At 72.0% G+C, this 25,767-nt stretch carries 19 protein-coding genes and 2 rRNA genes (1 of these 21 only partly in view); 5 read left to right on the top strand and 16 right to left on the bottom strand.

Features of this window, described 5'->3' with window-relative positions; translation table 11 throughout:
* Positions 1-66: 66 nt before the first annotated feature.
* From B1H29_RS28630 to B1H29_RS28620, 3 genes are all read right to left on the bottom strand, one after another.
* A complete protein-coding gene (locus B1H29_RS28630) occupies positions 67-2,094 on the bottom strand; it encodes a tetratricopeptide repeat protein (protein WP_055416187.1) in 2,028 nt (675 codons plus the stop codon).
* Positions 2,095-2,286: 192 nt separating this feature from the next.
* A complete protein-coding gene (locus tag B1H29_RS28625) occupies positions 2,287-2,922 on the bottom strand; it encodes an NUDIX domain-containing protein (RefSeq protein ID WP_055416188.1) in 636 nt (211 codons plus the stop codon).
* Between the two features lie 85 nt (positions 2,923-3,007).
* The gene (locus tag B1H29_RS28620; RefSeq protein WP_055416189.1) at positions 3,008-4,657 is read right to left on the bottom strand and encodes a CTP synthase; all 1,650 of its coding nucleotides are present in this window, start codon (positions 4,655-4,657) and stop codon (positions 3,008-3,010) included.
* Positions 4,658-5,188: 531 nt separating this feature from the next.
* Here B1H29_RS28620 and B1H29_RS28610 point away from each other — a divergent pair.
* Positions 5,189-6,991 carry a glycoside hydrolase family 15 protein gene (locus B1H29_RS28610; protein ID WP_055416190.1) on the top strand — a complete coding sequence of 601 codons (1,803 nt, stop codon included), beginning with the start codon at positions 5,189-5,191 and terminating at the stop codon, positions 6,989-6,991.
* A 185-nt stretch (positions 6,992-7,176) separates the two neighbouring features.
* A complete protein-coding gene (locus B1H29_RS28605) occupies positions 7,177-8,811 on the top strand; it encodes a PucR family transcriptional regulator (RefSeq protein WP_055416191.1) in 1,635 nt (544 codons plus the stop codon).
* 23 nt (positions 8,812-8,834) lie between these two features.
* Here B1H29_RS28605 and B1H29_RS28600 read toward each other — a convergent pair whose 3' ends face one another.
* The 6 genes from B1H29_RS28600 to B1H29_RS28575 form a co-directional block, all read right to left on the bottom strand.
* On the bottom strand, positions 8,835-9,980 hold the full coding sequence (locus B1H29_RS28600; protein ID WP_055416192.1) for a glycosyltransferase family 4 protein: 1,146 nt from the start codon (positions 9,978-9,980) through the stop codon (positions 8,835-8,837).
* 188 nt (positions 9,981-10,168) lie between these two features.
* Entirely contained in the window at positions 10,169-10,930 is a 762-nt protein-coding gene (locus B1H29_RS28595) for a hypothetical protein (protein ID WP_055416193.1), read from the bottom strand.
* Between the two features lie 594 nt (positions 10,931-11,524).
* Positions 11,525-13,267 carry a DNA repair protein RecN gene (gene recN / locus B1H29_RS28590; RefSeq protein WP_199832267.1) on the bottom strand — a complete coding sequence of 581 codons (1,743 nt, stop codon included), beginning with the start codon at positions 13,265-13,267 and terminating at the stop codon, positions 11,525-11,527.
* Positions 13,268-13,455: 188 nt separating this feature from the next.
* Positions 13,456-14,361 (bottom strand): NAD kinase, encoded by a 906-nt coding sequence (locus tag B1H29_RS28585; protein WP_055416194.1) that lies wholly within the window; start codon positions 14,359-14,361, stop codon positions 13,456-13,458.
* Entirely contained in the window at positions 14,358-15,173 is an 816-nt protein-coding gene (locus tag B1H29_RS28580; RefSeq protein WP_055416195.1) for a hemolysin, read from the bottom strand. Before B1H29_RS28580 ends, B1H29_RS28585 begins: the two co-directional genes overlap by 4 nt.
* Positions 15,174-15,227: 54 nt before the next feature.
* Positions 15,228-15,512 carry a hypothetical protein gene (locus B1H29_RS28575; protein ID WP_055416196.1) on the bottom strand — a complete coding sequence of 95 codons (285 nt, stop codon included), beginning with the start codon at positions 15,510-15,512 and terminating at the stop codon, positions 15,228-15,230.
* A 42-nt stretch (positions 15,513-15,554) separates the two neighbouring features.
* Here B1H29_RS28575 and B1H29_RS28570 point away from each other — a divergent pair, with 42 nt between their 5' ends.
* A complete protein-coding gene (locus B1H29_RS28570) occupies positions 15,555-15,902 on the top strand; it encodes an SCP2 sterol-binding domain-containing protein (RefSeq protein WP_055416197.1) in 348 nt (115 codons plus the stop codon).
* Here the strand turns inward: B1H29_RS28570 and B1H29_RS28565 are convergent.
* From B1H29_RS28565 to B1H29_RS28550, 4 genes are all read right to left on the bottom strand, one after another.
* Positions 15,886-16,854 (bottom strand): ABC transporter ATP-binding protein, encoded by a 969-nt coding sequence (locus B1H29_RS28565; protein WP_055416198.1) that lies wholly within the window; start codon positions 16,852-16,854, stop codon positions 15,886-15,888. The genes B1H29_RS28570 and B1H29_RS28565 overlap by 17 nt on opposite strands.
* Positions 16,851-17,888 (bottom strand): FecCD family ABC transporter permease, encoded by a 1,038-nt coding sequence (locus B1H29_RS28560; RefSeq protein WP_055416199.1) that lies wholly within the window; start codon positions 17,886-17,888, stop codon positions 16,851-16,853. The genes B1H29_RS28565 and B1H29_RS28560 overlap by 4 nt, the downstream gene beginning before the upstream one ends.
* A 68-nt stretch (positions 17,889-17,956) precedes the next feature.
* Positions 17,957-19,003, bottom strand: coding sequence for a FecCD family ABC transporter permease (locus B1H29_RS28555; protein WP_055416200.1), 1,047 nt, complete (start codon positions 19,001-19,003; stop codon positions 17,957-17,959).
* Between the two features lie 395 nt (positions 19,004-19,398).
* Positions 19,399-20,436: an HAD hydrolase-like protein gene (locus B1H29_RS28550; protein WP_055416201.1), complete on the bottom strand. Its 1,038-nt coding sequence runs from the start codon at positions 20,434-20,436 to the stop codon at positions 19,399-19,401.
* A gap of 73 nt (positions 20,437-20,509) precedes the next feature.
* On the opposite strand from B1H29_RS28550, the gene B1H29_RS28545 reads away from it, so the two are divergent.
* Complete coding sequence (locus tag B1H29_RS28545; RefSeq protein WP_055416202.1) at positions 20,510-21,802, top strand: DUF1015 domain-containing protein; 1,293 nt, start codon at positions 20,510-20,512, stop codon at positions 21,800-21,802.
* A 64-nt stretch (positions 21,803-21,866) separates the two neighbouring features.
* Here the strand turns inward: B1H29_RS28545 and B1H29_RS38895 are convergent, their stop codons facing one another.
* Complete coding sequence (locus B1H29_RS38895) at positions 21,867-22,694, bottom strand: tetratricopeptide repeat protein (protein ID WP_079167788.1); 828 nt, start codon at positions 22,692-22,694, stop codon at positions 21,867-21,869.
* Positions 22,695-22,751: 57 nt separating this feature from the next.
* Here B1H29_RS38895 and B1H29_RS38890 point away from each other — a divergent pair, with 57 nt between their 5' ends.
* Positions 22,752-23,891 carry a hypothetical protein gene (locus B1H29_RS38890; protein WP_208638335.1) on the top strand — a complete coding sequence of 380 codons (1,140 nt, stop codon included), beginning with the start codon at positions 22,752-22,754 and terminating at the stop codon, positions 23,889-23,891.
* 32 nt (positions 23,892-23,923) lie between these two features.
* Here B1H29_RS38890 and rrf read toward each other — a convergent pair.
* Together rrf and B1H29_RS28530 are read right to left on the bottom strand one after the other, a co-directional pair.
* Positions 23,924-24,040, bottom strand: a 5S ribosomal RNA gene (gene rrf, locus B1H29_RS28535).
* 106 nt (positions 24,041-24,146) lie between these two features.
* A 23S ribosomal RNA gene (locus B1H29_RS28530) occupies positions 24,147-25,767 on the bottom strand; it runs 1,501 nt beyond the window's last position.

The raw sequence follows: 25,767 nt of genomic DNA, 5'->3' as shown, positions 1-25,767 counted from the left end.
GACCGCAAGAACGTGCGGCAGAGCCAGTCTAATGAAGGCGTTCCCGCTGTCCAGCCTTTCAAAGCATCAATCTTCAGACGATGCGCTGCGGATTTCGCAGGCCTCGGCTGGATCTTCCCTCAGCATGCGATCCGCTGCGCTCCGATGCAGGCCGGCAGCGGTGGGATCACCGAGGCGGTCGAGCGTGTCGGCCAGCCGCAGGTGCAGCGCGGCCTGGAGCCGGACGTCCTCGGCCCGGCGGGCCCAGTCGACGGCCTCCTGGCAGGTGCGCAGCGACTCCTCGGGGCGTCCGGCGTACTCCTGGACACGGGCCAGCTCGCTCAACGCCCGCGCGTGCGCGGCCACATCGCCCGCCTTGCGGTACCCGGCGACCGCGGCACGCCAGCCCCGCAGCGCCTCGCCGTAGCGGCCGGCGTAGGTGTGGGCGGTGGCGAGCCGGCCGTAGACGCGGGCGGCGTCGGCTCGCTCGTCCCGGGCGAGCCGCTGGGCGAGGGCCCGGCCGAACCAGTCGGCGGCCCGGTCGTAGTCCCCGAGCTCCAGGTGGGCGCCGCCTACGGATTCCATCGCGCGGCCGGTCGCGTACGGGTCGTTCGCCTCGCGTCCGGCGTCCAGCGCGGCCCGGTAGCGCACCAGCGCCTCGGCGGTACGGCCGGTACGGGCGTCCAGGTCGGCCAGGTTCAGCAGCGCCGCCGCCTTCTCCCGGGGCAGCGCGCGGCGTTCGGCCACGTCGAGGACGAGGCGGTGGATGCCGTACAGGTCGGGTGCCGCCGCCTGGGTGCCGAAGTGGGCCACCATGGTCCGCACGAGCTGGGACATCAGCCTCCGGGCGAGGGTGTCCAGCTCCCCGTCGGCGACCGCGAGCCGCGCCGCGGCCAGCAGGGCGGGCCGGCGGATCCGCAGCCAGTCGGCGGCGGCCCTCGGATGCGGGAAGCGCAGGGCACGCGGCATACCGAGGAGCTTCTCGCGGGCCTGCGGGCTGTCGGTCTCGGTGACCGCCCGGCAGGACTGGAGCAGCCGCACCGTCCGCTCCAGCATGCGGGCGCGGGCGAGCTGGAGCTCGGCGGGCCGGTCGTGGGTCTCGGCGAGGGCCCTGAGCTGGGCGTGCAGACACCCGGGGACCTCGTACTCGGGCAGCGGCGAGTCGACCGCCCGCAGCACGCCGAGGGCGACGAAGTCGTCCAGGGTGGTGCGGGCCCCGTTCACCGAGCAGCCGGAGAGCGCGGAGGCGGTGTGCGGGTCGACCAGGCCGGCCGGGGCGAGGGAGAGCAGCCGCAGCATCCGGGCGGCGGGGCTGGGCAGGGACGCGTAGGCGAGGCGGAAGACGCGGCTGAGGGCGGTACCTTCGTCGCCCTCCGCGTGCACGTGCTTGGCGAGGTCGGCGACGGCCGCCTGGGGGCGGGCGGCGAGCCAGCCGCCGGCCAGGGTCAGCGCGGCGGGCTGGGCCTGGCAGACCTCGACCAGTTGCTCGGCGGCCCGGGGGTCGACGGTGATGCGGACCGAGCCGGTGTGCCGGGACAGCAGTTCCACGGCCGACTTGGTGTCCAGGCCGCCCAGCGCGCAGGGGCGGACGTCGGCGATTCCGGTCAGCGGGCCCTCGGCGACGGCGACGGCCAGGCAGTCCGGGGTGTCCGGCAGCAGGGCGTCGACCTGCTCCGCGTCGGCGGCGTCGTCGAGCAGGAGCAGAACCCTGCGGTCGGCGAGGGCGGTGCGGAGCTCGTCGGTGAGGTCGTCCTCGTCGGCCCCGGGCGGGGAGGGGCGGTCCAGCTCGCCCAGCAGGTCCCGGGCGAGCCGTCCGACGGGCACGCGCGTGCCGTCCGGTTCGCTGAGCCGGGCGCGCAGCACGCCGTCGGGGTAACCCTCCGCGACCTGCGCGGCCAGTTCCTCGGCGAGCGCGGTGCGGCCGGAGCCGGGCCGGCCCGCGATGAGCAGCACGCGCGCGCGGGGGGCCTTGCGGCCGGAAAGGGTGTCCAGGCCCGCGCGCTCGATGTCGGCACGCAGCTCCTTCAACTCCCGGGTGCGGCCCAGGAACCGATTCTCCTCAGCAGCGCCCTCCGACAGCCGTACGCCGTCCGTGTCCACCGCCTGATCCGTCACGGGCCACACTCCCGATCCCACCGCACGCCGGCGCCCGCCGGAACCCCGGTTCGGGCGTTTCCCGAGCCTAGTTCACGCTCTGCTACGTTCCCGGCGGAGCGCGGCGGGCACATCCCCCGATCGGATCAACCGATGGTCACACCACGTCGCTGAGGGCTCCCGGACGGGGTGCCGCGGGGCCGCGGGCGGTGCTCAGGCCTCGAACGGACGCGCCGGCCAGGGCGCCTGAGCCGGACGGAGGGTGTCGAGTCCGTCGCCCCGCTCCGCCGCGACCAGCGAGAGCACGCCCACGACCAGGCAGTTGTTGTGCAGCTCCCCCGCGAGCACGCCCCGGACCAGGTCCGCCACGGGCACCCGGGCCAGCTCCATGTCGGCCTCTTCGTCCTCGACCTCGAAGCGCTCGCCCTCGGCCTCGGACAGGTCCCGGGCGAGGAAGATCCGTACGGCCTCGTCGCAGCCGCCCGGGGTGGTGTAGACGTCGGTCAGCACCCGCCAGTCCTCGGCCTTGACGTGCGCCTCCTCGTACAGCTCGCGTTGCGCGGCGTGCAGCGGGTTCTCACCGGGGACGTCGAGGAGGCCGGCCGGAATCTCCCACAGCTTCTCGCGCACGGGGTGCCGGTACTGGCGGATGACCAGGACCCGCCCCTCGCCGTCCAGGGCGAGGACGGCCACGGAGCCGGGGTGGACCTGGTAGTCGCGGGTCGCCACGGAGCCGTCGGGCATGACCACGTCGTCCGTGCGGACGGAGGTCTTGTTGCCCCGGAAGGGGGTCTGGGTGCCCCGGACCTCCCACTCCTCGGGGATGTCCTTGATCTTGCTGCCCGTCATGCCTGACCTGTCCTTCCAGACGTACGCGAAAGCCGGGGCCCGCGCCGTTGAATGCGCGCGCCCCGGCCACCGTACAACTGGTGTGCTACTTCGACGTCTTCCGCTCGACCGCGGCCTTGACCAGCCCGGCGAAGAGCGGATGCGGGCGGGTCGGACGCGAGCGCAGCTCCGGGTGCGCCTGCGTGGCGACCAGGTAGGGGTGGACGTCGCGCGGGTACTCGACGTACTCGACGAGCTTGCCGTCCGGGGAGGTGCCCGAGAAGAGGATGCCGGCCTTCTTCTCCAGTTCCGCGCGGTAGGCGTTGTTCACCTCGTAGCGGTGGCGGTGCCGCTCCTCGACGTACTCCTTGCCGTCGTGGACCTCGCGCACGATGGAGCCCTCGGCCAGCTTGGCCGGGTACATGCCGAGCCGCATGGTGCCGCCCATGTCGCCCTCACCGGCCACGATGTCCAACTGCTCGGCCATGGTGGAGATGACCGGGTGGGAGGTCGCCGGGTCGAACTCGGTGGAGTTGGCGTCCGTGATGCCGGCCAGGTTGCGCGCGGCCTCGACCACGATGCACTGCAGGCCCAGGCAGAGGCCCAGGAGCGGGATCTTGTTCTCGCGGGCGTAGCGGATGGCGCCGACCTTGCCGAGCACCCCCCGGTCGCCGAAGCCGCCCGGGATGCAGATGGCGTCGACGTCACCGAGCTGCGCCTTGGCGCCGGCCGCCGTCTTGCAGTCGTCGGACGTGACCCACTTGATCTTCACGCGGGCCTTGTTGGCGAAGCCGCCCGCGCGCAGCGCCTCGGTGACCGAAAGGTAGGCGTCGGGCAGGTCGATGTACTTGCCGACCAGCGCCATCGTGATCTCGTGTTCGGGCTTGTGGACGCGGTCGAGCAGGTCGTCCCAGGTCGTCCAGTCCACGTCGCGGAACGGCAGGTCCATCTTGCGGACCACGTAGGCGTCCAGGCCCTCGGTGTGGATGACCTTGGGGATGTCGTAGATCGAGCGGGCGTCGGGGCAGGCCACCACGGCGGCCTCGTCGACGTCGCACATCAGGGAGATCTTGCGCTTGATCGCGGTCGGCACCTCGCGGTCGCAGCGCAGCACGATCGCGTCCGGCTGGATACCGATGTTGCGCAGCGCGGCGACCGAGTGCTGGGTCGGCTTCGTCTTCAGCTCGCCGGAGGGGCCGATGTACGGCAGGAGCGAGATGTGGACGACGAAGACGTTGTCGCGGCCGACCTCGTGCCTCACCTGGCGGACGGTCTCCAGGAACGGCAGCGACTCGATGTCGCCGACCGTGCCGCCGACCTCGGTGATCACGACGTCCACCTCGTCCGTCGCCATGCGGCGGATGCGGTGCTTGATCTCGTTGGTGATGTGCGGGATGACCTGCACCGTGTCGCCCAGGTACTCGCCGCGCCGCTCCTTGGCGATCACCGTGGAGTACACCTGACCGGTGGTGACGTTGGCGGAGCCGTCGAGGTCGCGGTCGAGGAAGCGCTCGTAGTGGCCGATGTCCAGGTCGGTCTCGGCGCCGTCGTTGGTGACGAACACCTCACCGTGCTGGAAGGGGTTCATCGTGCCAGGGTCGACATTGAGGTACGGGTCGAGCTTCTGCATCACGACGCGCAGACCGCGTGCTTTGAGCAGCATGCCGAGGCTGGAGGCGGTCAGCCCCTTGCCGAGCGAGGAGGCGACACCCCCGGTGACGAAGATGTGCTTGGTCGTCGAGGATTTGGGCGGCATGGCCAAAGGGGGGCTCCCGTGGTCGCGGTCTGGGGTGCGGTGCGTTCGTCGTCCGACCCGGTCGTACCGGGTTGTCGTCGGCGGCGCCGTCGCTGCGGTTCCGGGGTTTTTCTCCCACCGGTCCACGGGCTACCAGCGTATCAGCGCCTCGGGGCGATGGCTTCCGGCCACCCTCCGCGCACGCCCGGACACGCAGGCGCGCGGCTCACCGTTTCCTCACCCGGTGGTCACCCTTTCGGCGGACCCGGGTTGCCCGGAGCGGCACACAGATCATCTACGTGCGTCGTATCCTGCTCGGACGTTCGCTGCCGAGCCCGCCCGGCGACATGGCACCACCCCTCGCCCGTCAGCACCGGAACAACGAGAGCTCGTCAGTTCGTTGAGCAACAATTGTCGTTTGCGGCACAGCGTTTGGCTTCACCGCCGGACGGCTGCTTTGCTTCATGGCTCAACGACACATGACACACCCCCTTGACCGCACTAGCGACCGCCCCCACGCGGGGTGACGTGGCCGTTCGACTGGAGTTGCACGTGGCCGGGCGCATCGAAGATTACGCACTCATCGGAGACATGCAGACCGCCGCCCTGGTCTGCCGGGACGGCACAGTCGACTGGCTGTGCCTGCCCCGCTTCGACTCGCATGCCATCTTCGCCGGTCTGCTGGGCACCGGGGAACACGGCTTCTGGCGGCTCGGACCCGCCTACGCCCCCGGCGCCGAACCGCCCACCGCGGACCGGCGGACCTATCGCGGCGACTCGCTGATCCTGGAATCCGAGTGGGACACCCCGCGCGGCACGGTCCGGGTGACCGATTTCATGCCGCCGCGCGACGGCGCGCCGCAGCTCATCCGGATCGTGGAGGGCGTCTCCGGCCGGGTGCCGATGCGCTCGGAGTTGCGGATGCGGTTCAGCTACGGCCGTGTGGTCCCCTGGGTGCACAAGCACGAGGGCCGCACGGTGGCCGTCGCGGGCCCCGACTCCGTGTGGTTCGACACAGAGGTCGAGAGCTACGGCAAGGCGCTCACCACGTACGCGGACTTCACGGTCGCGCCGGGTGACCGGATCGCGTTCACCATCTCGTGGGAGCCCTCGCACAAGGAGCCGCCGCCGCTGCCGGAGCCGGAGCAGTCGCTGGAGGCGACGGAGGACTTCTGGCGCGACTGGGTCGACCACTGCACGTACCACGGCCCCTACCGGGAGGCCGTGGTCCGTTCCCTGATCACGCTGAAGGCCCTGACATACGCCCCCACCGGCGGCATCGTCGCCGCGCCCACCACCTCCCTGCCGGAGGACATCGGCGGCGTCCGCAACTGGGACTACCGCTACACCTGGCTGCGCGACGCCGCGATCACCCTCTCCTCGCTGCTGCGCACCGGATACCGCGAGGAGGCCCGCGCCTGGCGCGAGTGGCTGCTGCGCGCGGTCGCCGGCGACCCGGAGAACCTGCAGATCATGTACGGCATCGCCGGTGAGCGCGAGCTCGGCGAGGCGGAGCTGGACTGGCTGCCCGGCTACGAGGGCTCCGGGCCGGTCCGGGTCGGCAACGGCGCGGCCCACCAGCTCCAGCTCGACGTCTACGGCGAGGTCACCGAGGCCCTGCACCTGGGCCACATGACGGGCCTGGCCCGCAACGACTACGCCTCGGTGCTCCAGCTCAAGCTGATCCGCTACCTGGAGGACCACTGGCAGGAGCCGGACGAGGGCATCTGGGAGGTGCGCGGCCCGCGCCGCCACTTCGTGCACTCCAAGGTGATGGCCTGGGTCGCCGTCGACCGCACCATCAAGCTGATCGAGTCCGGTGACGCCGACGGCCCGCTGGAGCGCTGGAAGCAGTTGCGCGACGACATCCACCGCGACGTGTGCGAGAAGGGCTACGACAAGGAACGCAACACCTTCACGCAGTCCTACGGCTCCCAGGAGCTGGACGCCTCGCTGCTGCTGATCCCGCAGATGGGCTTCCTGCCGCCGGACGACAAGCGGGTCATCGGCACCATCGAGGCCATCCAGCGTGAGCTGTCCACGTCGGACGGCTTCATCCTGCGCTATCCGACGGAGGGCGGCGACGAGGGCGTCGACGGCCTGCCCGGCGACGAGGGGGCCTTCCTGGCCTGCTCGTTCTGGATGGCCGACGACCTGGCGATGATCGGCCGCGTGGACGAGGCCCGCAAGCTCTTCGAGAAGCTCCTCGCCCTGCGCAACGACCTGGGCCTGCTGGCCGAGGAATGGGACCCCCGGCTCCAGCGCCAGGTCGGCAACTTCCCCCAGGCCTTCAGCCATGTGCCGCTGATCGACACGGCCCTGCGGCTCACGGCGAGCGGGGCGTACGGAGGCTGACCGGCCCGGCCGCCCGCAGCCGCCCCGGCTGCGGGCAGTCGTGCCCCCCGCGCGCCCGGCCCGCCCGACACCGGCAGTCGCGCCCGCACTCGCACTCGCACTCGCACTCGCACTCGCACTCGCGGCACCGGTACCGGCAGATCCCGGAGATGTGCCCGCCCCGCGCCCCCGGGTACCGTCCGCTCATGAACACCCCCAGCGCACCCCCACCCTCGGGGATCACCGTGCAGCGCGCCCTGGAACTCCCCGGCCTCCGCAGCGGCCTCCCGGAGATCCTCGCCGGCGCCGACCGCCTGCACCGCACCGTGCGCTGGGTCCACGCCGGCGAGGTACCCAACATCGCCTCCCTCCTCAAGGGCGGCGAACTCCTCCTGACCACGGGTTACGGCCTCGGCACCCGCCCCGCCGAGCAGCGCGCCTTCGTCCGCACCCTCGCCGAACGCGGTATCGCGGCCCTGGTCGTCGAACTCGGCCCGCGCTTCGCCCGCCTGCCGGCCGCCCTGGTGGACACCGCCCGCGCGGCCGGCCTCCCGCTCGTCCAGCTCCACCGAGAGGTGCCGTTCGTGACGGTCACCGAGGAGGTCCACACCGAGATCGTCAACGGCCACTACGCGCTGCTCCAGCGGGCCGAGGAGGTGCACCGCCGCTGCACGGAGGCTCTCCTCGGCGGCGGCGGAGTACCCCAGGTGCTCGGCATCCTGGCCGACTTCGGTGACAACCCGGTCTTCCTGGAGACCACCGACGGCCGCCTGCTGTACGCCGCCGGATCCGGCCCCGAGGGCGCCGACCCGCTCCAGGTCTGGGAGGGACTGCGCGGCCCGCACAAGGACGCCCCTCCCCCGGCGGGCTCGGTCCTGGTGGACGTGCCCGGCGGCGGCCCCGGCACCGGGTCGGTGCGCGCACGGCTCGTCCTGCTGCCCGTACGGTCCCCGCTGGCGCCGGTGCACCGGATGGCGGCGGAGCGGGCGGCGGGCATCCTCGCCGTGGTGCTGATGCAGGCGCGGCAGGAGGAGGAACTCGCGGCGCGCGGGCGCGGTGACTTCCTCACCGACCTCGCCGAGGGCCGGATCACCGCGGAGGACGCCCCGGCACAGGCCCGCGTCCTGGGCTTCAAACCGGGCACCGGACCGCTGCTCCCCGTGGTGATGCGGCTCGGCGAGAGCCTGTCCCCGGCCGGCGGCGGCTGGGCGGTGCTGGCGCGCGCGGTCGCCGAGGAGCTGGCCTCGGTCGGGGTGCCGGTCCTGCTGGGCGTACGGCCGGTGGAGGGCCGGGTTCCGCTGCTGCTGGGCCTGCGCTCGGAGTCGGAGCGAGCTGCGGTCACCGACCGGGTCGCGGCGGCGCTGCGGGCGGGCGTGGAGCGGGCCGGGATGCAGCCGCCGGGGGCGCAGCCGCCCGTCGTGGTCGCCGGAGTGGCCGGCGGCTGGGCGGCGGCGTCGGCGGGCCTCAGGCACGCGGCTCAGACGGCGACCGCGGCCCAGGGTCTCACCGGCCGGCCCTGGTACGACGCCCGGCGCCTCGACATCGACCTGCTGCTGTGGCGGCTGCGCGAGCATCCGGACCTCGCGGCCTTCGTGGACCGGGCGATCGGTCCCCTGCGCGACCACGACAACCGCTCCAAGCCGCCTCTGCTGCCCACCCTCCAGACGTACTTGGCGCACGCGGGCCGCAAGGCGGAGACGGCGCGGGAGCTCCACCTCAACCGGCAGACGCTCTACAACCGCCTGGCGCGGATCGGGGAGTTGCTGGGCACCGACCTCGACGACCCGCAGACCGTCCTGGCGTTGAGCCTGGCCCTGCGCGCCCGCCGGCACGTGCCCTGAGGCGGCACGCCTGGGCAGTACACCTAGAGCAGCGGCGTCGGCTGCGTCAACTCGTCGTAGACACTGAGGACCTGGGCCACGGTCTCGTCCTCGGTGGGCCAGGTGGCCGCCTGCCGTACGCCCCTGTCCTTCAGCTCCTCGCACCGTCCGGGTTCGGCGAGCAGCCGGACGACGGCGTCCGCGAGGGCCTCCGCGTCACCGTCCGGGAAGAGCTCGGCGGCGTCGCCGACGAGCTCGGGGATGCCGCCCACGTCGCTCGCGACGAGCGGCACGCGCGCGTGGAGGGCCTCCTGGGCGAGGACGGAGCGAGCCTCCCGGCGGCTCGGGAGCAGGGCCAGGTCGGCCGCCGCCAGAAGATCGGTGACGTCGTCGCGACTGCCGATGAGCACCACCGGCAGCCCCTCGTCCTCGATCCGCCGCTGCAACTCAGCGCGCAGGGGGCCCTCCCCCGCGACGACGACCAGCGGTACCGGGTCGAGCCGGCGCCAGACACGGGCGGCGTCGAGCAGGACGTCGTAACCCCGGTGCCACTCCAGGGAGCCGACCGCGACCAGCAACGGGCGGCCGATGGCGCCGAGGCCGGCCCGGATCTTCGGGCGCCGCCGGTCGGGATCGTCGGGCTCGGCCGGCGGGCACGGCCGGGCGGGGAGCGCGACGGGTCCGAGGCGGGCGTCCCGCGCGCCCGTCCGCCGCGCCCGGTCGACCAGCTCCGAGGTGGCGCCGAGCACCACGGTGGCGGCCTTCATCACCCGTCGTTCCAGCACGCGCAGCAGTTGGGCGCGCGCTCCCTCGGCATGGACCCGGTCGTGCCAGGTGACGACGAGCGGGGTGCGGACCCGCCGTCCACCGACGGCCAGCGCGGCGCGGAAGGAGGCGTGCAGCCCGTGCGCGTGCACCAGGTCGGCGTCCGCGCACACCGCGCGGAGCGCGGCCACGGACACGGGATCACTGCTGCGCGGCACGTGCACGTGTTCGGCTCCGGCGCCGGTGAAGTCGTAGGTGCGTTCCGCATCGGCGGGGGCGCACACCGTCACTTTCACGCCCCGTGCGACGAGCCCCGCGGCCAGGGAGCGCACGTGTGTGCTACTGCCGGCGTTGCCGCCGCCCAGCACCTGCACGGTGCGCAGCGGCGACTGGCCGTGCGGCGAGTGGCTGCTCACGGGGGTCACGTGGCCGGGAACTCCTGGATCGGCGGGGGACGGTCACGAAGAACGTACAGAAGGATGGTGCGGAGGGGACGTGCCGCGCGGCTTCCGGCGCGATACTCCGTCAAGGATGCCAGGCCGTACGGGTGTTCCGGGAACGACGACCGTCCCGCGCGGGCGACCGTCGGGGCAACGGGACGGGGTCGGTTCACTCACACGAGTGAACGTGCCGCCTCGCTCACCTTCTCCCCGTACGCCGCGGCGGCCACGAGTGCGACCGCGTGCGCGGCGAGCGCCGCCCGGCCGTTCCCGGCCACCACCGCGACCCCCAGGGCCGCGCCCAGCGCGTGCGCTCCGGTGTCGCCGAGCATCGTGCGCTCGGCGAGGTCGTCGGGCAGTACGGCCACGGCGGCCCCCATGGCGGCGGCGGCCGTCTCCGCTCCGGGTCCCCCGCGCAGCAGGCCCGGTGCCCCGAGGGCGAGGACCGCCGCGCCGGCCCGTCCGGGGCGTACGTCGACGAGGTTGACGAAGTGCGCGGTTCCGGCGACGACGACGCCCGCGAGCACCTTGTCCAGCGGCCGTTCCTTCAGCACCGCCCCCGCGGCGAGCCCCGCCGCGGAGATCCCGACCAGCTTCACCGCTCCGCTGGTGACCTCGCCGTCCCGCAGCGCCGACAGATGGGCCCGGAAGCCACGCCGGGGATCCCCGGCGCCCATCGCGTCGTCGTAGGCTCCACAGGCCCCCGCGGCGAGCACGGCGGCCCCGGCGGCGGGCCGCACCCGCGCCGTCGCCAGCGCCGCCGCCACCGCGGACGCGGGCCCGGCGTACAGGTCCACGGTCCGTCCGGTGTGGTTCTTCCGCTCCCAGCGTTCCCGGCCGCCCGGCGCCGCGGCGCGCAGCGCGGTCAGGCCGGTCCGCGCGAGGGCGGCGGCGAGGGCGAAGGAGGAGCCGGTCCGGCGGGCGCGCTCGATCATCGGGCCACCCTACGGGACCCCGGCGGACCCCTTCCGCCGAACGCCTCGAGGCACCGGACCGGCGGACGGGACACCCGGACCGACCGCACACCGGACCGGCGGACTGGCCCCCGAGCCGACCGCACACCAGACCAGCGGCACCCCGGGACCGACCGCACACCCGACCAGCGGGCACCCCGGGACCGACCGCACACCCGACCGGCGCACTGGACACCCGGACCGGCGGACTGGACACCCCGGGGCCGACCGCACACCCGACCAGCGCACTGGACACCCCGGGACCGACCGCACACCCGACCAGCGCACTGGACACCCCGGGACCGACCGGTCACCCCCGAACGGTCCGGTCCGACGCCGGTGACCGCGCACGGCCGCCGGAAGCCACGGCGCCCCACGGAAGGGACCCCGGAAACGGCAACCCGACGCCCACCAGACCCAACCGGTACACCCCTTCGCCGTCGCCCGCACCACACCGCCCGCCGGCGGCTGACGTCATCGCCGCCTCCGCCGCGCCGGCGCACGCACCGGGCTGCGCTCACCCGCGCCGCCGGCGGGGCGCGGCCGCTGTCCCGCGACGCGGCCCGCCGGCCAGCGCTACGCGTCCGCCCGCGCCGTGGCGAGCAGTTCCTCCGCGTGAGCGCGGGCCGTCTCCGAGTCCTCCTGGCCGGCCAGCATCCGGGACAGCTCGCGGATCCGCTCCTCGCCCTCCAACACCTTCACACCGGAGCGGGTCACCGACCCGTCGTTCGTCTTCTCCACCAGCAACTGCCGGTCGGCGAACGCGGCCACCTGCGGCAGATGCGTGACGACCACGACCTGCGCGCTCCTCGCGAGCCGCGCGAGGCGCCGCCCGATCTCCACCGCCGCCTTGCCGCCGACACCGGCGTCGACCTCGTCGAAGAGGTACGTCGGCACCGGATCGGTGCCCGCGAAGACGACCTCCACGGCCAGCATCACGCGCGACAGCTCACCGCCGGACGCGCCCTTGGCGATCGGCCGTGGCGGCGCGCCCGGATGCGGGGCGAGCAGCAGTTCGACCTCGTCGGCGCCGGACGGCCCGTAGGCGACCGCTCGCCCGCCGACCTCGACGCCCTCCGGGTCCTCGGTCTGCCGGATCTCGAACGACACGCGCGCGTGGGGCATGGCGAGCGAGGCCAGCTCGGCGGTCACCGCGGCCGCGAACCGCTCGGCGGCGTCCGTGCGCGCGTCCGTCAGTGCCTGCGCCAGTCCGCCCAGTTCCGCCCTGAGGGCGTCCCGCTCGGCGGTCAGCTCGCCGATCCGCTCGTCGTCGCCGTCCAGCTCGGTCAACCGCGCGACGCTCCGCTCCGCCCAGGTCAGCACCGCGGTGACGTCCTCGCCGTACTTCCGCGTCAGCGCGGTGAGCGCGGCCCGGCGCTCCTCGACCGCCGCCAGCCGCAGCGGATCGGCGTCCAGGTCGTCGGCGTACCCCGCGAGCTCACCGGCAACATCCCGCAGCAGGATCCCGACCTCGCCGATCCGCTCGGCGAGCGCGGCCAGCGCCGGGTCGTGCGACCGCACGGCGTCCAGGGCCCGCTGCGCGCCCGCGACGAGCGTCGCCGCGTCGACCCCCTCGGGGTCCTCGGGATTGCCCGCCAGGGCGGCGTGGGCGGCCGTGGCCGCCGACGCGAGCGCCTCGGCGTGACCCAGCCGCTCCGCCTCCTCCGCAAGCTCCACGTCCTCACCGGCGCGCGGCTCGACGGCCGACACCTCGTCGAGGCCGTAGCGCAGCAGGTCGGCTTCCTGGGCACGCTCACGCGCGCGCGTGGTGATCTCGTCCAGCTCCGTGGCGACGGCACGCAGCCGCCGGTAGGCCTCGGCGTACTTGACGAGGGGTCCGGCTACCGCGTCACCGGCGTACCGGTCCAGGGCCTGCCGCTGCCGGGACAGTTTGAGCAGCCCCTGCTGGTCGGTCTGCCCGTGCACGGCCACCAGTTCGTCGGCCAGCTCGGCGAGCATCCCCACGGGTACGGACCGCCCGCCCAGATGCGCGCGCGACCGCCCCTCGGCGGAAACGGTACGGCTGATCAGCAGCGCCCCGTCGTCCAGCTCGGCCCCGGCCTCCTCGGCCCGCACGGCGACCGCGGCGTCCCCGGGCACGGCGATCCGCCCCTCGACGACGGCGTTCTTCGCCCCGATCCGCACGAGCGCCGCGTCCGCGCGTCCGCCGAGCAGCAGGCCCAGGCTGGTGACCACCATGGTCTTGCCGGCACCCGTCTCACCGGTGACAGCGGTGAACCCGGGCGACAGCTCGACCACGGCGTCGTCGATGACTCCGAGCGACCGTATCCGCATCTCCTCAAGCACGGACACGACCATACGAGGTCCGGGGCCGGGAGCGCACACAGGCCACCCATGTCACCCCGGGGAGTGCGTGCCGCCCAGGGGCGCGGCGCTGTGCGGGCGGCGGCTGCGCCGCGGGGCGCGACCAGCCACGACGCACCCGCACCCGCCGGAGTCGGGAAACCACCCCATCGAGTCCGCTGGCGCGGCGCCCCCGCCACACGCTAGTGCGGCGCCCCGCGCCACCCGGACACCGGCAGCGCGAACTTCGCCACCAGCCGGTCGGTGAACGACGCGTGGTGCAGCCGGGCCAGCCGCACCGGCACCGCCCCTCGCCGCACCTCCACCCGGGCCCCCGGCGGCAGGTCCACCGTCCGCCGCCCGTCACACCACAGGACCCCCGGCGGAATGTGCGGCAGCACCTCCACCGCCAGCACCGAATCCGGTGAGGTCACCAGCGGCTTCGCGAACAGCGCGTGCGCGCTGATCGGCACCATCAGCAGCGCCTCGACCTCGGGCCACACCACCGGCCCCCCGGCGGAGAACGCGTACGCCGTCGACCCGGTCGGCGTCGACAGCACGATGCCGTCGCAGCCGAACCCGGTCACCGGCCGCCCGTCGATCTCCAGCACGACTTCCAGCAGTTTCTCGGCGCCGGCCTTCTGCACGGCGGCCTCGTTCAGCGCCCAGTCGGTGTGCACGATGTCGCCGTTGCGGTGCACGACGACGTCGACGGTCATCCGCTCCTCGACCTCGTACGCCCGGCTCACCACCCGGTCGACGACCTTGTCGAGGTCGTCGCGCTCGGCCTCCGCGAGGAAGCCGACCCGGCCGAGGTTGACGCCGAGCATCGGCACCCCGGAGGCGCGGGCGAACTCGGCGCCGCGCAGCAGCGTCCCGTCACCGCCCAGCACGATCAGCAGCTCGCACCCGTCGAGGCACTGCGGGGTGGCCTCCCCGACCAGCTCCACCTCGCCCGGCAGCGGCAGATCGCACGCCTCGGCCTCCAGGACGCGCACCCCCAGGCCGGCGTTCAGCAGCCCCTTGACCACGAGCTCCGCGCTGCGGATGGCCGCCGGACGCCCGGTGTGGGCAAGCAGGAAAACAGTACGAGCTCGGTTCTGTGTCAACGCGGCCCCTCCGCCACTGCACGGTCAACGTCGGCCGGGTCCAGTTCACCGGCCCCGGCCCGCAACCACAGAAAGTACTCGACGTTCCCGGAGGGACCGGGCAGCGGACTGGCGGTGACCCCCTTCACTCCGAGTCCCAGGTCCCAGGCCCTGCGGGCGACTCCCCGCACGGCCTCGGCCCGCAACTGTTCACCGCGGACCACTCCCCCGCTGCCCAGCCGCTCCTTCCCCACCTCGAACTGCGGCTTCACCATCATCACCAGGTCGGCGTCCGGCCGCGTGCACCGCACCAGGGCGGGCAGTACCAGTCCGAGCGGGATGAAGGACAGATCCCCCACGACAAGGTCCACGGGCTCCCCATCGATCGCTTCCAGCGTCAACTCGCGTACGTTCGTACGGTCCTTGACGGTGACGCGTTCATCCTGCCGCAGAGACCAGGCGAGTTGTCCGTAACCGACGTCGACGGCCACGACGTGCCCCGCGCCCGCCCGCAGCAGTACGTCGGTGAAGCCTCCGGTGGACGCGCCGGCGTCCAGCGCCCGCCGTCCCTCGACGACCAGCCCCCGCGGCACGAACGCCTTCAGCGCGCCGGCGAGCTTGTGGCCGCCGCGCGAGACGTAGTCGGGGTCGCTGTCGTCGGAGGTCACCACGATCGCGGCGGCGGTCTCCACCTGCGTGGCGGGCTTGGTCGCGACGGTCTTGCCGACGGTGACCCGCCCGGCGGCGATGAGCTGGCTCGCGTGCTCGCGCGAGCGCGCGAGCTTCCGGCGGACCAGCTCCGCGTCGAGACGGCGGCGTGCGACTCCTGCCACGTTCGGTTCAGCTCCTGTTTTCGTACGGCGCGTCGGACTCGTGGCCCGAGGGCCTCATCGCGGGGTGGTGGTCGGGTGACGGGCGGGAGCCGGAGGTCCCGGGCGGGCGTCGAGCGCGGTGAGTGCGTCACGCAGCCCCCGGTGTACATCCTCGTACACCTCGACGTGTCCGTCAGTGGCCAGGTGGTCGGCGTCGGCCAGCCGCGCCAGCCGGGCGTCCACCTCGGCGTTTCCGGTGGGAACGCGGGGGACGCCCAGGGGGGCGGGAGCGGCGGGCTCGTGTTCGGGGCGTGCCTCCTCCGCCTCCTGGGGCTCCCGCTCCGGTGCTGCGTCACTCATGCCCCGACGCTACCGCGTACCGCTGCGGTACGGTCGGTCCCGATGGCGACGACTGAGGAGTGCCGCGCCGCACTCGACAAGCTCTCGGACAACATGCGGAACGCCGAAGGGGACGCGCGGTCGGCCACCGAGCTGGACCGCTCGGTGAGCTGCCACATCACCGACCTGGACGTCACCTTCGCCGGACGCATGGCGGACGGCCGGATCGACGTACGCGAGACCCTTGAGGGGCCGCCGCGTGAGAAGGCCGAGATCAGGCTGGCGATGACCGGCGACGACCTGGTGGCCCTGGTCGGCGGCGAGCTGAACTTCGCCAAGGCCTGGGGCTCGGGCCGGGTGAAGCTGGAGGCGGGCCTGCGGGACCTGTTCCGCCTCAGGAAGCTTTTGTAGCCGCCGCAGCCGCCACCTTCTCGCTCGCCTTCACGTCCGCCTTCTGGTCCGCCTTCTCACTCGCCTTCTGGCCCGCCTTCTGGTCCGTCTTCTCGAGCCGGGCGCCGCCCCCGCCCCGTGCCTTGCGCGCGGCCGGAACCACCAGGGGCGTACCCGTCTCCGGGTCGTCGATGACCTGGCAGCGCAGCCCGAAGACCCGCTCGACCAGGTCGGCCGTGACGATGTCCTTGGGCGCGCCCTCGGCGACGATCTCCCCGCCGCGCAGGGCGATGAGGTGGGTGGCGTACCGCGCGGCGTGGTTGAGGTCGTGCAGGACGGCCACGAGCGTGCGGCCCTGCTCCTCGTGGAGTTCCGCACACAGATCGAGGACATCGATCTGGTGCTGGATGTCCAGGTATGTCGTCGGCTCGTCGAGCAGCAGCAGCGGGGTCTGCTGGGCGAGCGCCATGGCGATCCACACGCGCTGGCGCTGGCCGCCGGAGAGCTCGTCGACATAGCGGTCGGCGAGTTCGGAGATGCCGGTCTGGGCCATCGACTCCTGGACGACCCGCTCGTCCTCGGTCGACCACTGGCGCAGGATGCCCTGGTGCGGGTAGCGGCCGCGGCCGACGAGGTCGCCGACGGTGATCCCGTCGGGTGCGATGGACGACTGCGGCAGCAGGCCGAGGGTCCGCGCGACCTGCTTGGCGGGCATCGACTGGATGACCGACCCGTCGAGGAGCACCCGGCCCTCGCTGGGCTTCAGCATCCGCGACAGGGCCCGCAGCAGAGTGGACTTGCCGCACGCGTTCGGTCCGACGATCACGGTGAAGGAGTTGTCGGGTATCTCCACCGACAGCTTCTCCGCGATGACCCGCTGATCGTAGGCGAGGGTGACGTTCTCGGCTGTCAGGCGGCTCACGTTGCTCCTTTGGTTGTTCAGGCCGCTATGGGTGCCGGCGCCGGCGCTCATATCCGGCCCGTCTTGCGTTCGGTGACCAGCAGCCACAGCAGGTACACGCCGCCCAGCACGCCGGTGACCACTCCCACGGGCAACTGGTCGGCTCCGAAGGCCCGCTGCGAGATCCAGTCGGCGCTGACCAGCAGGGCGGCGCCCATGCACAGGGACGGCAGCAGGTTGGGGCCCGGCGTACGGGTCAGGCGCCGGGCGAGCTGCGGCGCGGTGAGCGCCACGAAGCTGACCGGCCCCGCGGCGGCGGTGGCCGCGGCGGTGAGCAGCACGGCGGCCACCATCAGCAGCGCCCGCACGCGCTCGACGCGCACTCCGAGGGCGTACGAGACGTCGTCGCCCATCTCCATCATCCGCAGCGCCCGCCCGTTGGTGAGAACGAGTGGGACGAGTACGGCGCACAGCACGAGCAGGGGCCAGACCTGTCCCCAGTCACGGCCGTTGAGGGAACCGGTCATCCAGACGACGGCGCGGGAGGCGTCGACGATGTCGGCACGGGTGAGCAGATAGCCGTTGACCGCCGTGACGATCGCGGACATGCCGATGCCGACCAGGACCAGCCGGTACCCGTGCACCCCTCGCTTCCAGGCGAGCAGGTAGATGGCGAGGCCGGTCACCAGGCCGCCCGCGAGCGCACCGACGGTGACCTGCGCCGAGCTGCCGGAGAACAGGACGATCATCGTGAGGGCGCCGGCGGTCGCGCCCTGCCCGAGGCCGAGCACGTCCGGACTGCCGAGCGGGTTGCGCGAGATGGCCTGGAACAGCGCACCGCCCAGCCCCAGCGCGGCGCCGACCAGCAGTCCGACCAGGACGCGCGGCAGCCGCAGTTCGTTGACGATGAACTCCTGGCTCGCGTTGCCCTCGCCGAACAGGGTCCTGACCACGTCGGCGGCCGGTATCTCGAAATCGCCCGTGCCGATGAGCACGACGCTCGCCGCCAGGGCGACGGCCAGCAGCAGGGCGACGACTACGGTGGCGCGGACGTCCAGGCGGAACGAGAGCCCACCCGGGCTTCGCACGGCACGGTTGGTCTTCACGGCTTTCCCGGTCCTCACGGCTTTCCCGGTCCTCACGGCATTGCCGGTCCTCACGGCCTTCCCGTTCCTCACAGTTGGGCCGTCCTCCGCCGTCGTACGAGATAGATGAAGACCGGCCCGCCCAGGACCGCGGTGACGATGCCGACCTGAAGCTCCGAGGGCCGGGCGACGATCCGGCCCAGGACGTCCGCGCCGAGCAGCAGCACGGGCGACAGGATCGCGGCGTACGGCAGGATCCAGCGCATGTCGGGCCCGGTGAAGGAGCGCACGATGTGCGGGACCATCAGGCCGACGAACACGATCGGCCCGCAGGCGGCGGTCGCGGCCCCGCACAGCACGGTCGCGGCGAGCATGGACAGCGCCCGGGTGCGGTTCAGGTTGGCGCCGAGGGCCCTGGCGGTGTCGTCGCCCATCTCCATGGCGTTGAGCGGGCGGGAGAGCGCGAGCGCGAGGACCGTACCCGCCACGAAGAACGGCAGCACCTCCTCGATGGTGCCGTTCGTCGCCGAGGCGAGCGAACCGACCGTCCAGAAACGCATCCTGCCCAGCGCCGCGTCGTCCATGATCATCACGGCCTGGAGATAGCCGAAGAGCGCGGCACTGATCGCGGTGCCGGCCAGCACGAGCCGCACCGGCGTCGCCCCCCGGCTGCCGCCGAGGAACCAGACGAGCGCGCCGACCCCCGCCGCACCGGCGAAGGCGAACCACACGTACCCGGTCAGCGAGGTGACGCCGAAGAAGGTGATGGCCGTGACGACCGCCGCGGAGGCACCCGCGTTGATGCCGAGCAGGCCGGGGTCGGCCAGCGGATTGCGGGTGAGCGCCTGCAGCACGGCCCCCGCGAGGCCGAGCGCGGCGCCGGCGAGCAGACCGAGCACGGTCCGCGACAGCCGCTCGCTCACCACGATGTCGCTGTACGTGCCCGAGTCGTGGAACAGGCCGTGCCAGACCTGCGCCAGGGACAGGTCCTTGGCGCCGATCGCGAGGCTCGTCAACGCGATGAGCACCAGGACCGCCACGGAGACGGGCAGCCCGACGGCACGCAGGACACGGCGCTTGGAAGGCGGCGCGGGGGCGGTCTCCGCGCGCTGTTCGGGGGGACTGTCGACCAACACGCAGTTAGGTTAGCCTACCCTGCCAACCGATCACGATCCCGAGCATGGTCCCGCCCCGGCCCGGGACTTACTCCCCATCCCCAACGCGCCGAGGTCCCTTCCCGAGCGCGCCGAGGTCCCTTCCCGAGCACGCCGGAGTTCCCTCCCCAACGCGCCAGGGTTCCAGCTCATACACGCCGGAGACCCATCCCCAACGCGCCAAGGTCCCATCCCGAACACGCCGGGCTGCCGTCCCGACGCGTAAGGTCCCCACCTCGGCGGGCAGGCCCGCACCGCGACGGGCAGGCGACTCATCCCGGCGGGCAGGCGACTCATCCCGGCGGACGCGCCCCTCCTCCGGCCCCTCAGCCGGCCCCTCAGCCGGCCCCGGACGGCTGGCTTCCCCGTACGACGGCTCACAACCCCAGTCGTGCCAACGCCTTTCCCGAGTCCAGCTCGCACCCGGCCTCCCCGCCCGCCGTCCAGGCCGCCGCACACAGCGCGCGCAACCCGTCCAGCGCCGCACCCTCGCCCTCCAGCTCCAGCCGCTCCTCACCCGCCGTGGCCGTCCAGCTCCCACACTGGAAGCCGCCGTTCCCGTCCGCGTCCCCCGTGACCTCCGGCTGCCCGGTGAGCAGCCCGCGCAGATCGGCGTCGACGTACGTCGGCCGGTGCCACGGCGGCGCCGCCAGCAGTTGTGCCCCGTCGGTCACGCCGGTCAGGACGAGCAGCGAGTCGACCTCTCCGTTGAACGCGCCCTCGATGTCCGTGTCCAGCCGGTCCCCGACCACCAACGGCCGCTGCGCGCCGGTCCGCAGGATCGTCTCCCGGTGCATCGGAGGCAACGGCTTCCCCGCGACCTGCGGATCGGCGCCGGTGGCGATCCGGACGACCTCCACCGCCGCGCCGTTGCCCGGTGCGATCCCCCGGGCGCCCGGAATCGTCAGGTCGGTGTTCGAGGCGTACCAGGGCACGCCGCGCGCGATGGCGTAGCAGGCCTCGGCGAACCGGCCCCACGGCAGCTCGGGTCCACCGAAGCCCTGCACGACGGCCGCCGGATCGTCCTCCGCCGACTCCACGGGCTCCAGGCCCCGCTCCCGCAGCGCCACCCGCAGCCCGTCGCCGCCGATCACCAGCACCCGCGCGCCCGAGGGCACCTGCTCGGCGATCAGCCGGGCCACCGCCTGCGCCGACGTGATGACGTCGTCGGCGCCCGTCGGTATGCCCAGCTCGGTCAGGTGCCCGGCCACCGCGTCGGGAGTCCGGAGCGCGTTGTTCGTGACGTACGCCAGACGCATACCGCCCGCGCGGGCCGTGGCGAGCGAGTCGACCGCGTGAGCGATCGCGTTCCCCCCGGCGTACACCACGCCGTCCAGGTCGAGCAGCGCCGTGTCGTACGCCTCGCTCAGGCCCCGCCCACTGCCCTCGGGCCTCGTCCTGACGCTCCGGCTCATTGCACATCGCTCCTCGTTCGACGCCTTTTCCCCCGATCATCCCCCATGCCACCGACACACGTACGATGCCGGGATGAACACAGCAGGTCACCCGGAAGCAACGGCGCGCCGGGGCCTGGAACTCACCCCGTTCCGAGGCCTCCGCTACGACCCCGACCGGGTCGGCAGCCTGGCCGCCGTGACATCGCCGCCCTACGACGTCGTGGTCCGCCCCGACGGCCTGCTCCATCTCGAGTCCGCCGACCCGCACAACATCGTGCGCCTGATCCTGCCCCAGGCCGCGACGCCCGAGGCACGCAACGAACAGGCCGCCCACACTCTGCGCCGCTGGATGTCGGAAGGCGTCCTCACCTGCGACCCCGAACCCGGCCTGTACGTCTACGAACAGCGCGACGGCGACGGCATGCTGCAACGCGGCCTCATCGGTGCCCTGCGCGTGTCCGACCCGTCGGAGCAGGTGGTCCTGCCGCACGAGGACGTCATGCCGCACGTCGTAGCCGACCGCGCGGCACTCATGCGGTCCACCCGCGCGAACCTCGAGCCCCTGCTCCTCACCTACCGCGGCGACGGCCCCACCGCGGCCACGACCACCGTCGTGGAACGCACCGCCGAAGAGCCGCCGCTGCTCTCGACGACCACGGAGGACGGCTTCTGCCACCGTCTGTGGTCGGTGACGGACCCCGACGACCTGGCCCGCGTCCGGTCCGAGCTGGCGCGGCACCAGGCGCTCATCGCCGACGGCCACCACCGCTGGGCGACCTACCGCACGCTCCGCGCGGAGCACCCCTCTCCCAGCCCCTGGGACCACGGCCTCGTCCTCCTCGTCGACACGGCCCGCTACCCGCTCCGGGTCCGCGCCATCCACCGCCTGCTGCACGACCTCCCCGTGAGCGACGCCATTGCCGCCCTGGACGGCCACTTCCGCGTCCGCCGCCTCGACACGCCGCTGGCGGAGTCCATGGACGTCCTGGCGAAGACGGCCGAGGCGGGCAACGCCTTCCTCCTCGCCGGCGACGGCGCCTTCCACCTCGTCGACCTGCCGGCCCCCGGCCTGCTTGCCCGCACGGTCCCCACCGACCGCCCCGAGGCCTGGCGGACCCTGGACGCCACCGTCCTGCACGCCACACTCCTCGCCCACGTCTGGCACATCCCCGACGACTCCGCGGCCCACGTCTCCTACATCCACGACACGGCGGCCACCGTCGAGAAGGCGGAACGCGACGGCGGTACGGCGGTCCTGATGCACCCGGTCCGCGAGGAGGTCGTCCGCGAGCTGGCGCGGCAGGGCGTCACGATGCCCCGCAAGTCGACGTCCTTCGGCCCGAAGCCTGCCTCGGGCCTGGTACTGCGCGCGCTGGACCTGTGACACGGCACGGCGAAGGGGCGGGACCGGTACACGGTCCCGCCCCTTCGCCGTCATGTCCCGGACGTCAGCCCTTCTCGCCGTCCGTGCTCTCGCTCTCGGAACCGGCCTCGGACCCGGCCTCGTCCTCAGCCTCGATCTCGTCCTCAGCCTCGGACCCGCCCCCGGCCCCGGTCTCCCCGGGGGAGCTCGCCACGTCGCTCTCGGCCTCACGCTCGTCGAGGGCGTCCATGAACTCCACGCCGTCCATCTCGGCGAGCCGGTCGGAGGCGTCCGTGCTGCCGTCCCGGTCGGACTCCACGGCCTTGGCGAACCACTCCCGCGCTTCCTGCTCCCGGCCGGCGGCCAGCAGCGCGTCGGCGTAGGCGTACCGCAGCCGCGCGGTCCAGGGCTGTACGGAGTTGGAGGCCAGCTCGGGGCTCTGCAGAGTCACGATGGCCGCGTCAAGCTGCCCCATGTCACGCCGGGCACCGGCCGCGACCAGCCGCATCTCGACCTGCCCGGCCTTGTCCAGCTTGTGCACCTCGGGGGCACCGGCCATGTCCAGCGCCTTCTCCGGCCGACCGAGCCCGCGCTCGCAGTCGGCCATGACCGGCCACAGCTCGACGGACCCGGTCATCCGCCGCGCGGCCCGGAACTCAGCCAGGGCCTCGCTGTACTTCTGGTTGGCGTACGCGGCGAACCCGCCCGCCTCCCGTACGGCAGCGACACGGGACGCCAGACGCAGGGCGATCTTGGAGTAGGCGTACGCCGTCTCCGGGTCCTCGTCGATGAGCCGGGCAACCATCACCAGGTTCCTGGCGACGTCCTCGGCGAGCGTCTTGGGCAGGCTCTGCAGCTCCTGCCGTACGTCCTTGTCGATCTCGTCGCCCGTGACCTCCTCGGGGATCGGCAGGCGCTTGATCGGCTCACGGTCACGGTCCCGCTCCTCACGGAAACGCCCACCGCCGCCGTGCCGGTCGTCCCGCCCGCGGAAACCACCGGGCCGCCCGTCGCGGTCATCGCGCCGGGGCCCACGTCCACCGCGGTCGTCCCGGCCACGGTATCCACCACGGTCGCCACCGCGGCTGTCGTCACGGCGACCGAAGCCGCCGCGCTCACCACGATTGTCGTCACGACGGAAACCGCCCCGATCGCCACGGTCGTCACGGCGGTCATCACGACGGAAGGACGGCCGGTCGTCACGGCGGTCGTCACGACGGAACGACGGCCGGTCACCACCCCGGTCATCACGACGGTCGTCACGACGGAACGACGGCCGGTCACCACCCCGGTCATCACGACGGTCATCACGACGGAACGACGGCCGGTCACCGCCCCGGTCATCACGACGGTCATCACGGCGGAAGGACGGCCGGTCACCGCCCCGGTCGTCACGACGCGGCCCACGGTCACGGTCGTCACGACGCCCGTACCCGCCACCACCACGGTTGTCATCCCGCCGATCGTCCCGGCGGTCATCACGGCGGAATCCACCACGCGGCCCACCGCCGTCGTTGCCACGGCCACGGTCGCTGCCACGGCTGTCGTCCCGCCGGCCGAAGCCGCCACGCTCACCGCGGTCGTTGTCACGACGGAAGGAGGGCCGGTCACCACCGCGGTCATCACGACGGAAGGACGGCCGGTCGTCACGGCGGTCGTCACGGCGGAAGGACGGCCGGTCACCGCCCCGGTCGTCACGACGCGGCCCACGGTCACGGTCGTCACGACGCCCGTACCCGCCACCACCACGGTTGTCATCCCGCCGATCGTCCCGGCGGTCATCACGGCGGTCATCGCGGCGGAATCCACCACGCGGCCCACCGCCGTCGTTGCCACGGCCACGGTCGCTGCCACGGCTGTCGTCCCGCCGGCCGAAGCCGCCACGCTCACCGCGGTCGTTGTCACGACGGAAGGACGGCCGGTCCCCGCGCTGACCGCTCCGGTCACTGCGGTCACCACTGTCCCGTCGCCGCTGGTCGCGCTCCGGTCGGTCGTCGGGAGAGTTGGTGGACATCGGGTGACTCCTGTCTTCGGTACTGCAAGCCATTCTCGCGCAGCCGGGTACCCGGTGCGCTCTGGAAAAACGAAAGGACCCCTGGTCCCCAGCTGAACGCTGGGGACCAGGGGTCCTTTCCAAAGATTGTTCGGCGGCGTCCTACTCTCCCACAGGGTCCCCCCTGCAGTACCATCGGCGCTGTAAGGCTTAGCTTCCGGGTTCGAAATGTAACCGGGCGTTTCCCCTACGCTATGACCACCGAAACCCTAATGGTTTCGAGCGAACAAGCACACTCTTTAATTGTCTGTTCAGCTCGAAAGCCGACAACTGTTCGTTGTCTCAGAACTAACACAGTGGACGCGAGCAACTGAGGACAAGCCCTCGGCCTATTAGTACCGGTCACCTCCACACCTTGCGGTGCTTCCAGATCCGGCCTATCAACCCAGTCGTCTACTGGGAGCCTTAACCCCTCAAGGGGGTGGGAGTCCTCATCTCGAAGCAGGCTTCCCGCTTAGATGCTTTCAGCGGTTATCCCTCCCGAACGTAGCCAACCAGCCATGCCCTTGGCAGGACAACTGGCACACCAGAGGTTCGTCCGTCCCGGTCCTCTCGTACTAGGGACAGCCCTTCTCAAGACTCCTACGCGCACAGCGGATAGGGACCGAACTGTCTCACGACGTTCTAAACCCAGCTCGCGTACCGCTTTAATGGGCGAACAGCCCAACCCTTGGGACCGACTCCAGCCCCAGGATGCGACGAGCCGACATCGAGGTGCCAAACCATCCCGTCGATATGGACTCTTGGGGAAGATCAGCCTGTTATCCCCGGGGTACCTTTTATCCGTTGAGCGACGGCGCTTCCACAAGCCACCGCCGGATCACTAGTCCCGACTTTCGTCCCTGCTCGACCCGTCGGTCTCACAGTCAAGCTCCCTTGTGCACTTACACTCAACACCTGATTGCCAACCAGGCTGAGGGAACCTTTGGGCGCCTCCGTTACTCTTTAGGAGGCAACCGCCCCAGTTAAACTACCCATCAGACACTGTCCCTGATCCGGATCACGGACCCAGGTTAGACATCCAGCACGACCAGACTGGTATTTCAACGACGACTCCCCCTGAACTGGCGTCCAGAGTTCACAGTCTCCCAGCTATCCTACACAAGCCGAACCGAACACCAATATCAAACTGTAGTAAAGGTCCCGGGGTCTTTCCGTCCTGCTGCGCGAAACGAGCATCTTTACTCGTAGTGCAATTTCACCGGGCCTATGGTTGAGACAGTCGAGAAGTCGTTACGCCATTCGTGCAGGTCGGAACTTACCCGACAAGGAATTTCGCTACCTTAGGATGGTTATAGTTACCACCGCCGTTTACTGGCGCTTAAGTTCTCAGCTTCGCCCCACCGAAATGGAGCTAACCGGTCCCCTTAACGTTCCAGCACCGGGCAGGCGTCAGTCCGTATACATCGCCTTACGGCTTCGCACGGACCTGTGTTTTTAGTAAACAGTCGCTTCTCGCTGGTCTCTGCGGCCACCCCCAGCTCAGAGAGAAAATCTCATCACCAGGAATGGCCCCCCTTCTCCCGAAGTTACGGGGGCATTTTGCCGAGTTCCTTAACCATAGTTCACCCGAACGCCTCGGTATTCTCTACCTGACCACCTGAGTCGGTTTAGGGTACGGGCCGCCATGAAACTCGCTAGAGGCTTTTCTCGACAGCATAGGATCATCCACTTCACCACAATCGGCTCGGCATCAGGTCTCAGCCACATGTGCGACGGATTTACCTACCGCACGGCCTACACCCTTACCCCGGGACAACCACCGCCCGGGATGGACTACCTTCCTGCGTCACCCCATCACTCACCTACTAACCGCTTGGTCCGGCGGCTCCACCACTTTCCTTTCCCCGAAGGGTCCGGAACGGCTTCACGGCCTTAGCATCACGATGCTCGATGTTTGACGCTTCACAGCGGGTACCGGAATATCAACCGG

Source organism: Streptomyces pactum (assembly GCF_002005225.1).
GTDB classification, from domain to species: Bacteria; Actinomycetota; Actinomycetes; order Streptomycetales; family Streptomycetaceae; genus Streptomyces; species Streptomyces pactum_A.
The sequence above is the reverse complement of the archived record's forward strand: the minus strand, read 5'-3'. Positions and strand labels throughout refer to the sequence as shown.

Bases quoted from the DNA above. Each gene is read 5' to 3' on its own strand.
- B1H29_RS28565 (WP_055416198.1), bottom strand. From the start codon at position 16,854: ATGAGCGCCGGCGCCGGCACCCATAGCGGCCTGAACAACCAAAGGAGC.
- B1H29_RS28550 (WP_055416201.1), bottom strand. From the start codon at position 20,436: ATGAGCCGGAGCGTCAGGACGAGGCCCGAGGGCAGTGGGCGGGGCCTG.
- recN (WP_199832267.1), bottom strand. From the start codon at position 13,267: ATGGTCGTGTCCGTGCTTGAGGAGATGCGGATACGGTCGCTCGGAGTC.
- B1H29_RS28595 (WP_055416193.1), bottom strand. From the start codon at position 10,930: ATGATCGAGCGCGCCCGCCGGACCGGCTCCTCCTTCGCCCTCGCCGCC.
- B1H29_RS28575 (WP_055416196.1), bottom strand. From the start codon at position 15,512: ATGAGTGACGCAGCACCGGAGCGGGAGCCCCAGGAGGCGGAGGAGGCA.
- B1H29_RS28625 (WP_055416188.1), bottom strand. From the start codon at position 2,922: ATGACGGGCAGCAAGATCAAGGACATCCCCGAGGAGTGGGAGGTCCGG.
- B1H29_RS28545 (WP_055416202.1), top strand. From the start codon at position 20,510: ATGAACACAGCAGGTCACCCGGAAGCAACGGCGCGCCGGGGCCTGGAA.
- B1H29_RS28605 (WP_055416191.1), top strand. From the start codon at position 7,177: ATGAACACCCCCAGCGCACCCCCACCCTCGGGGATCACCGTGCAGCGC.
- B1H29_RS28620 (WP_055416189.1), bottom strand. From the start codon at position 4,657: ATGCCGCCCAAATCCTCGACGACCAAGCACATCTTCGTCACCGGGGGT.
- B1H29_RS28570 (WP_055416197.1), top strand. From the start codon at position 15,555: ATGGCGACGACTGAGGAGTGCCGCGCCGCACTCGACAAGCTCTCGGAC.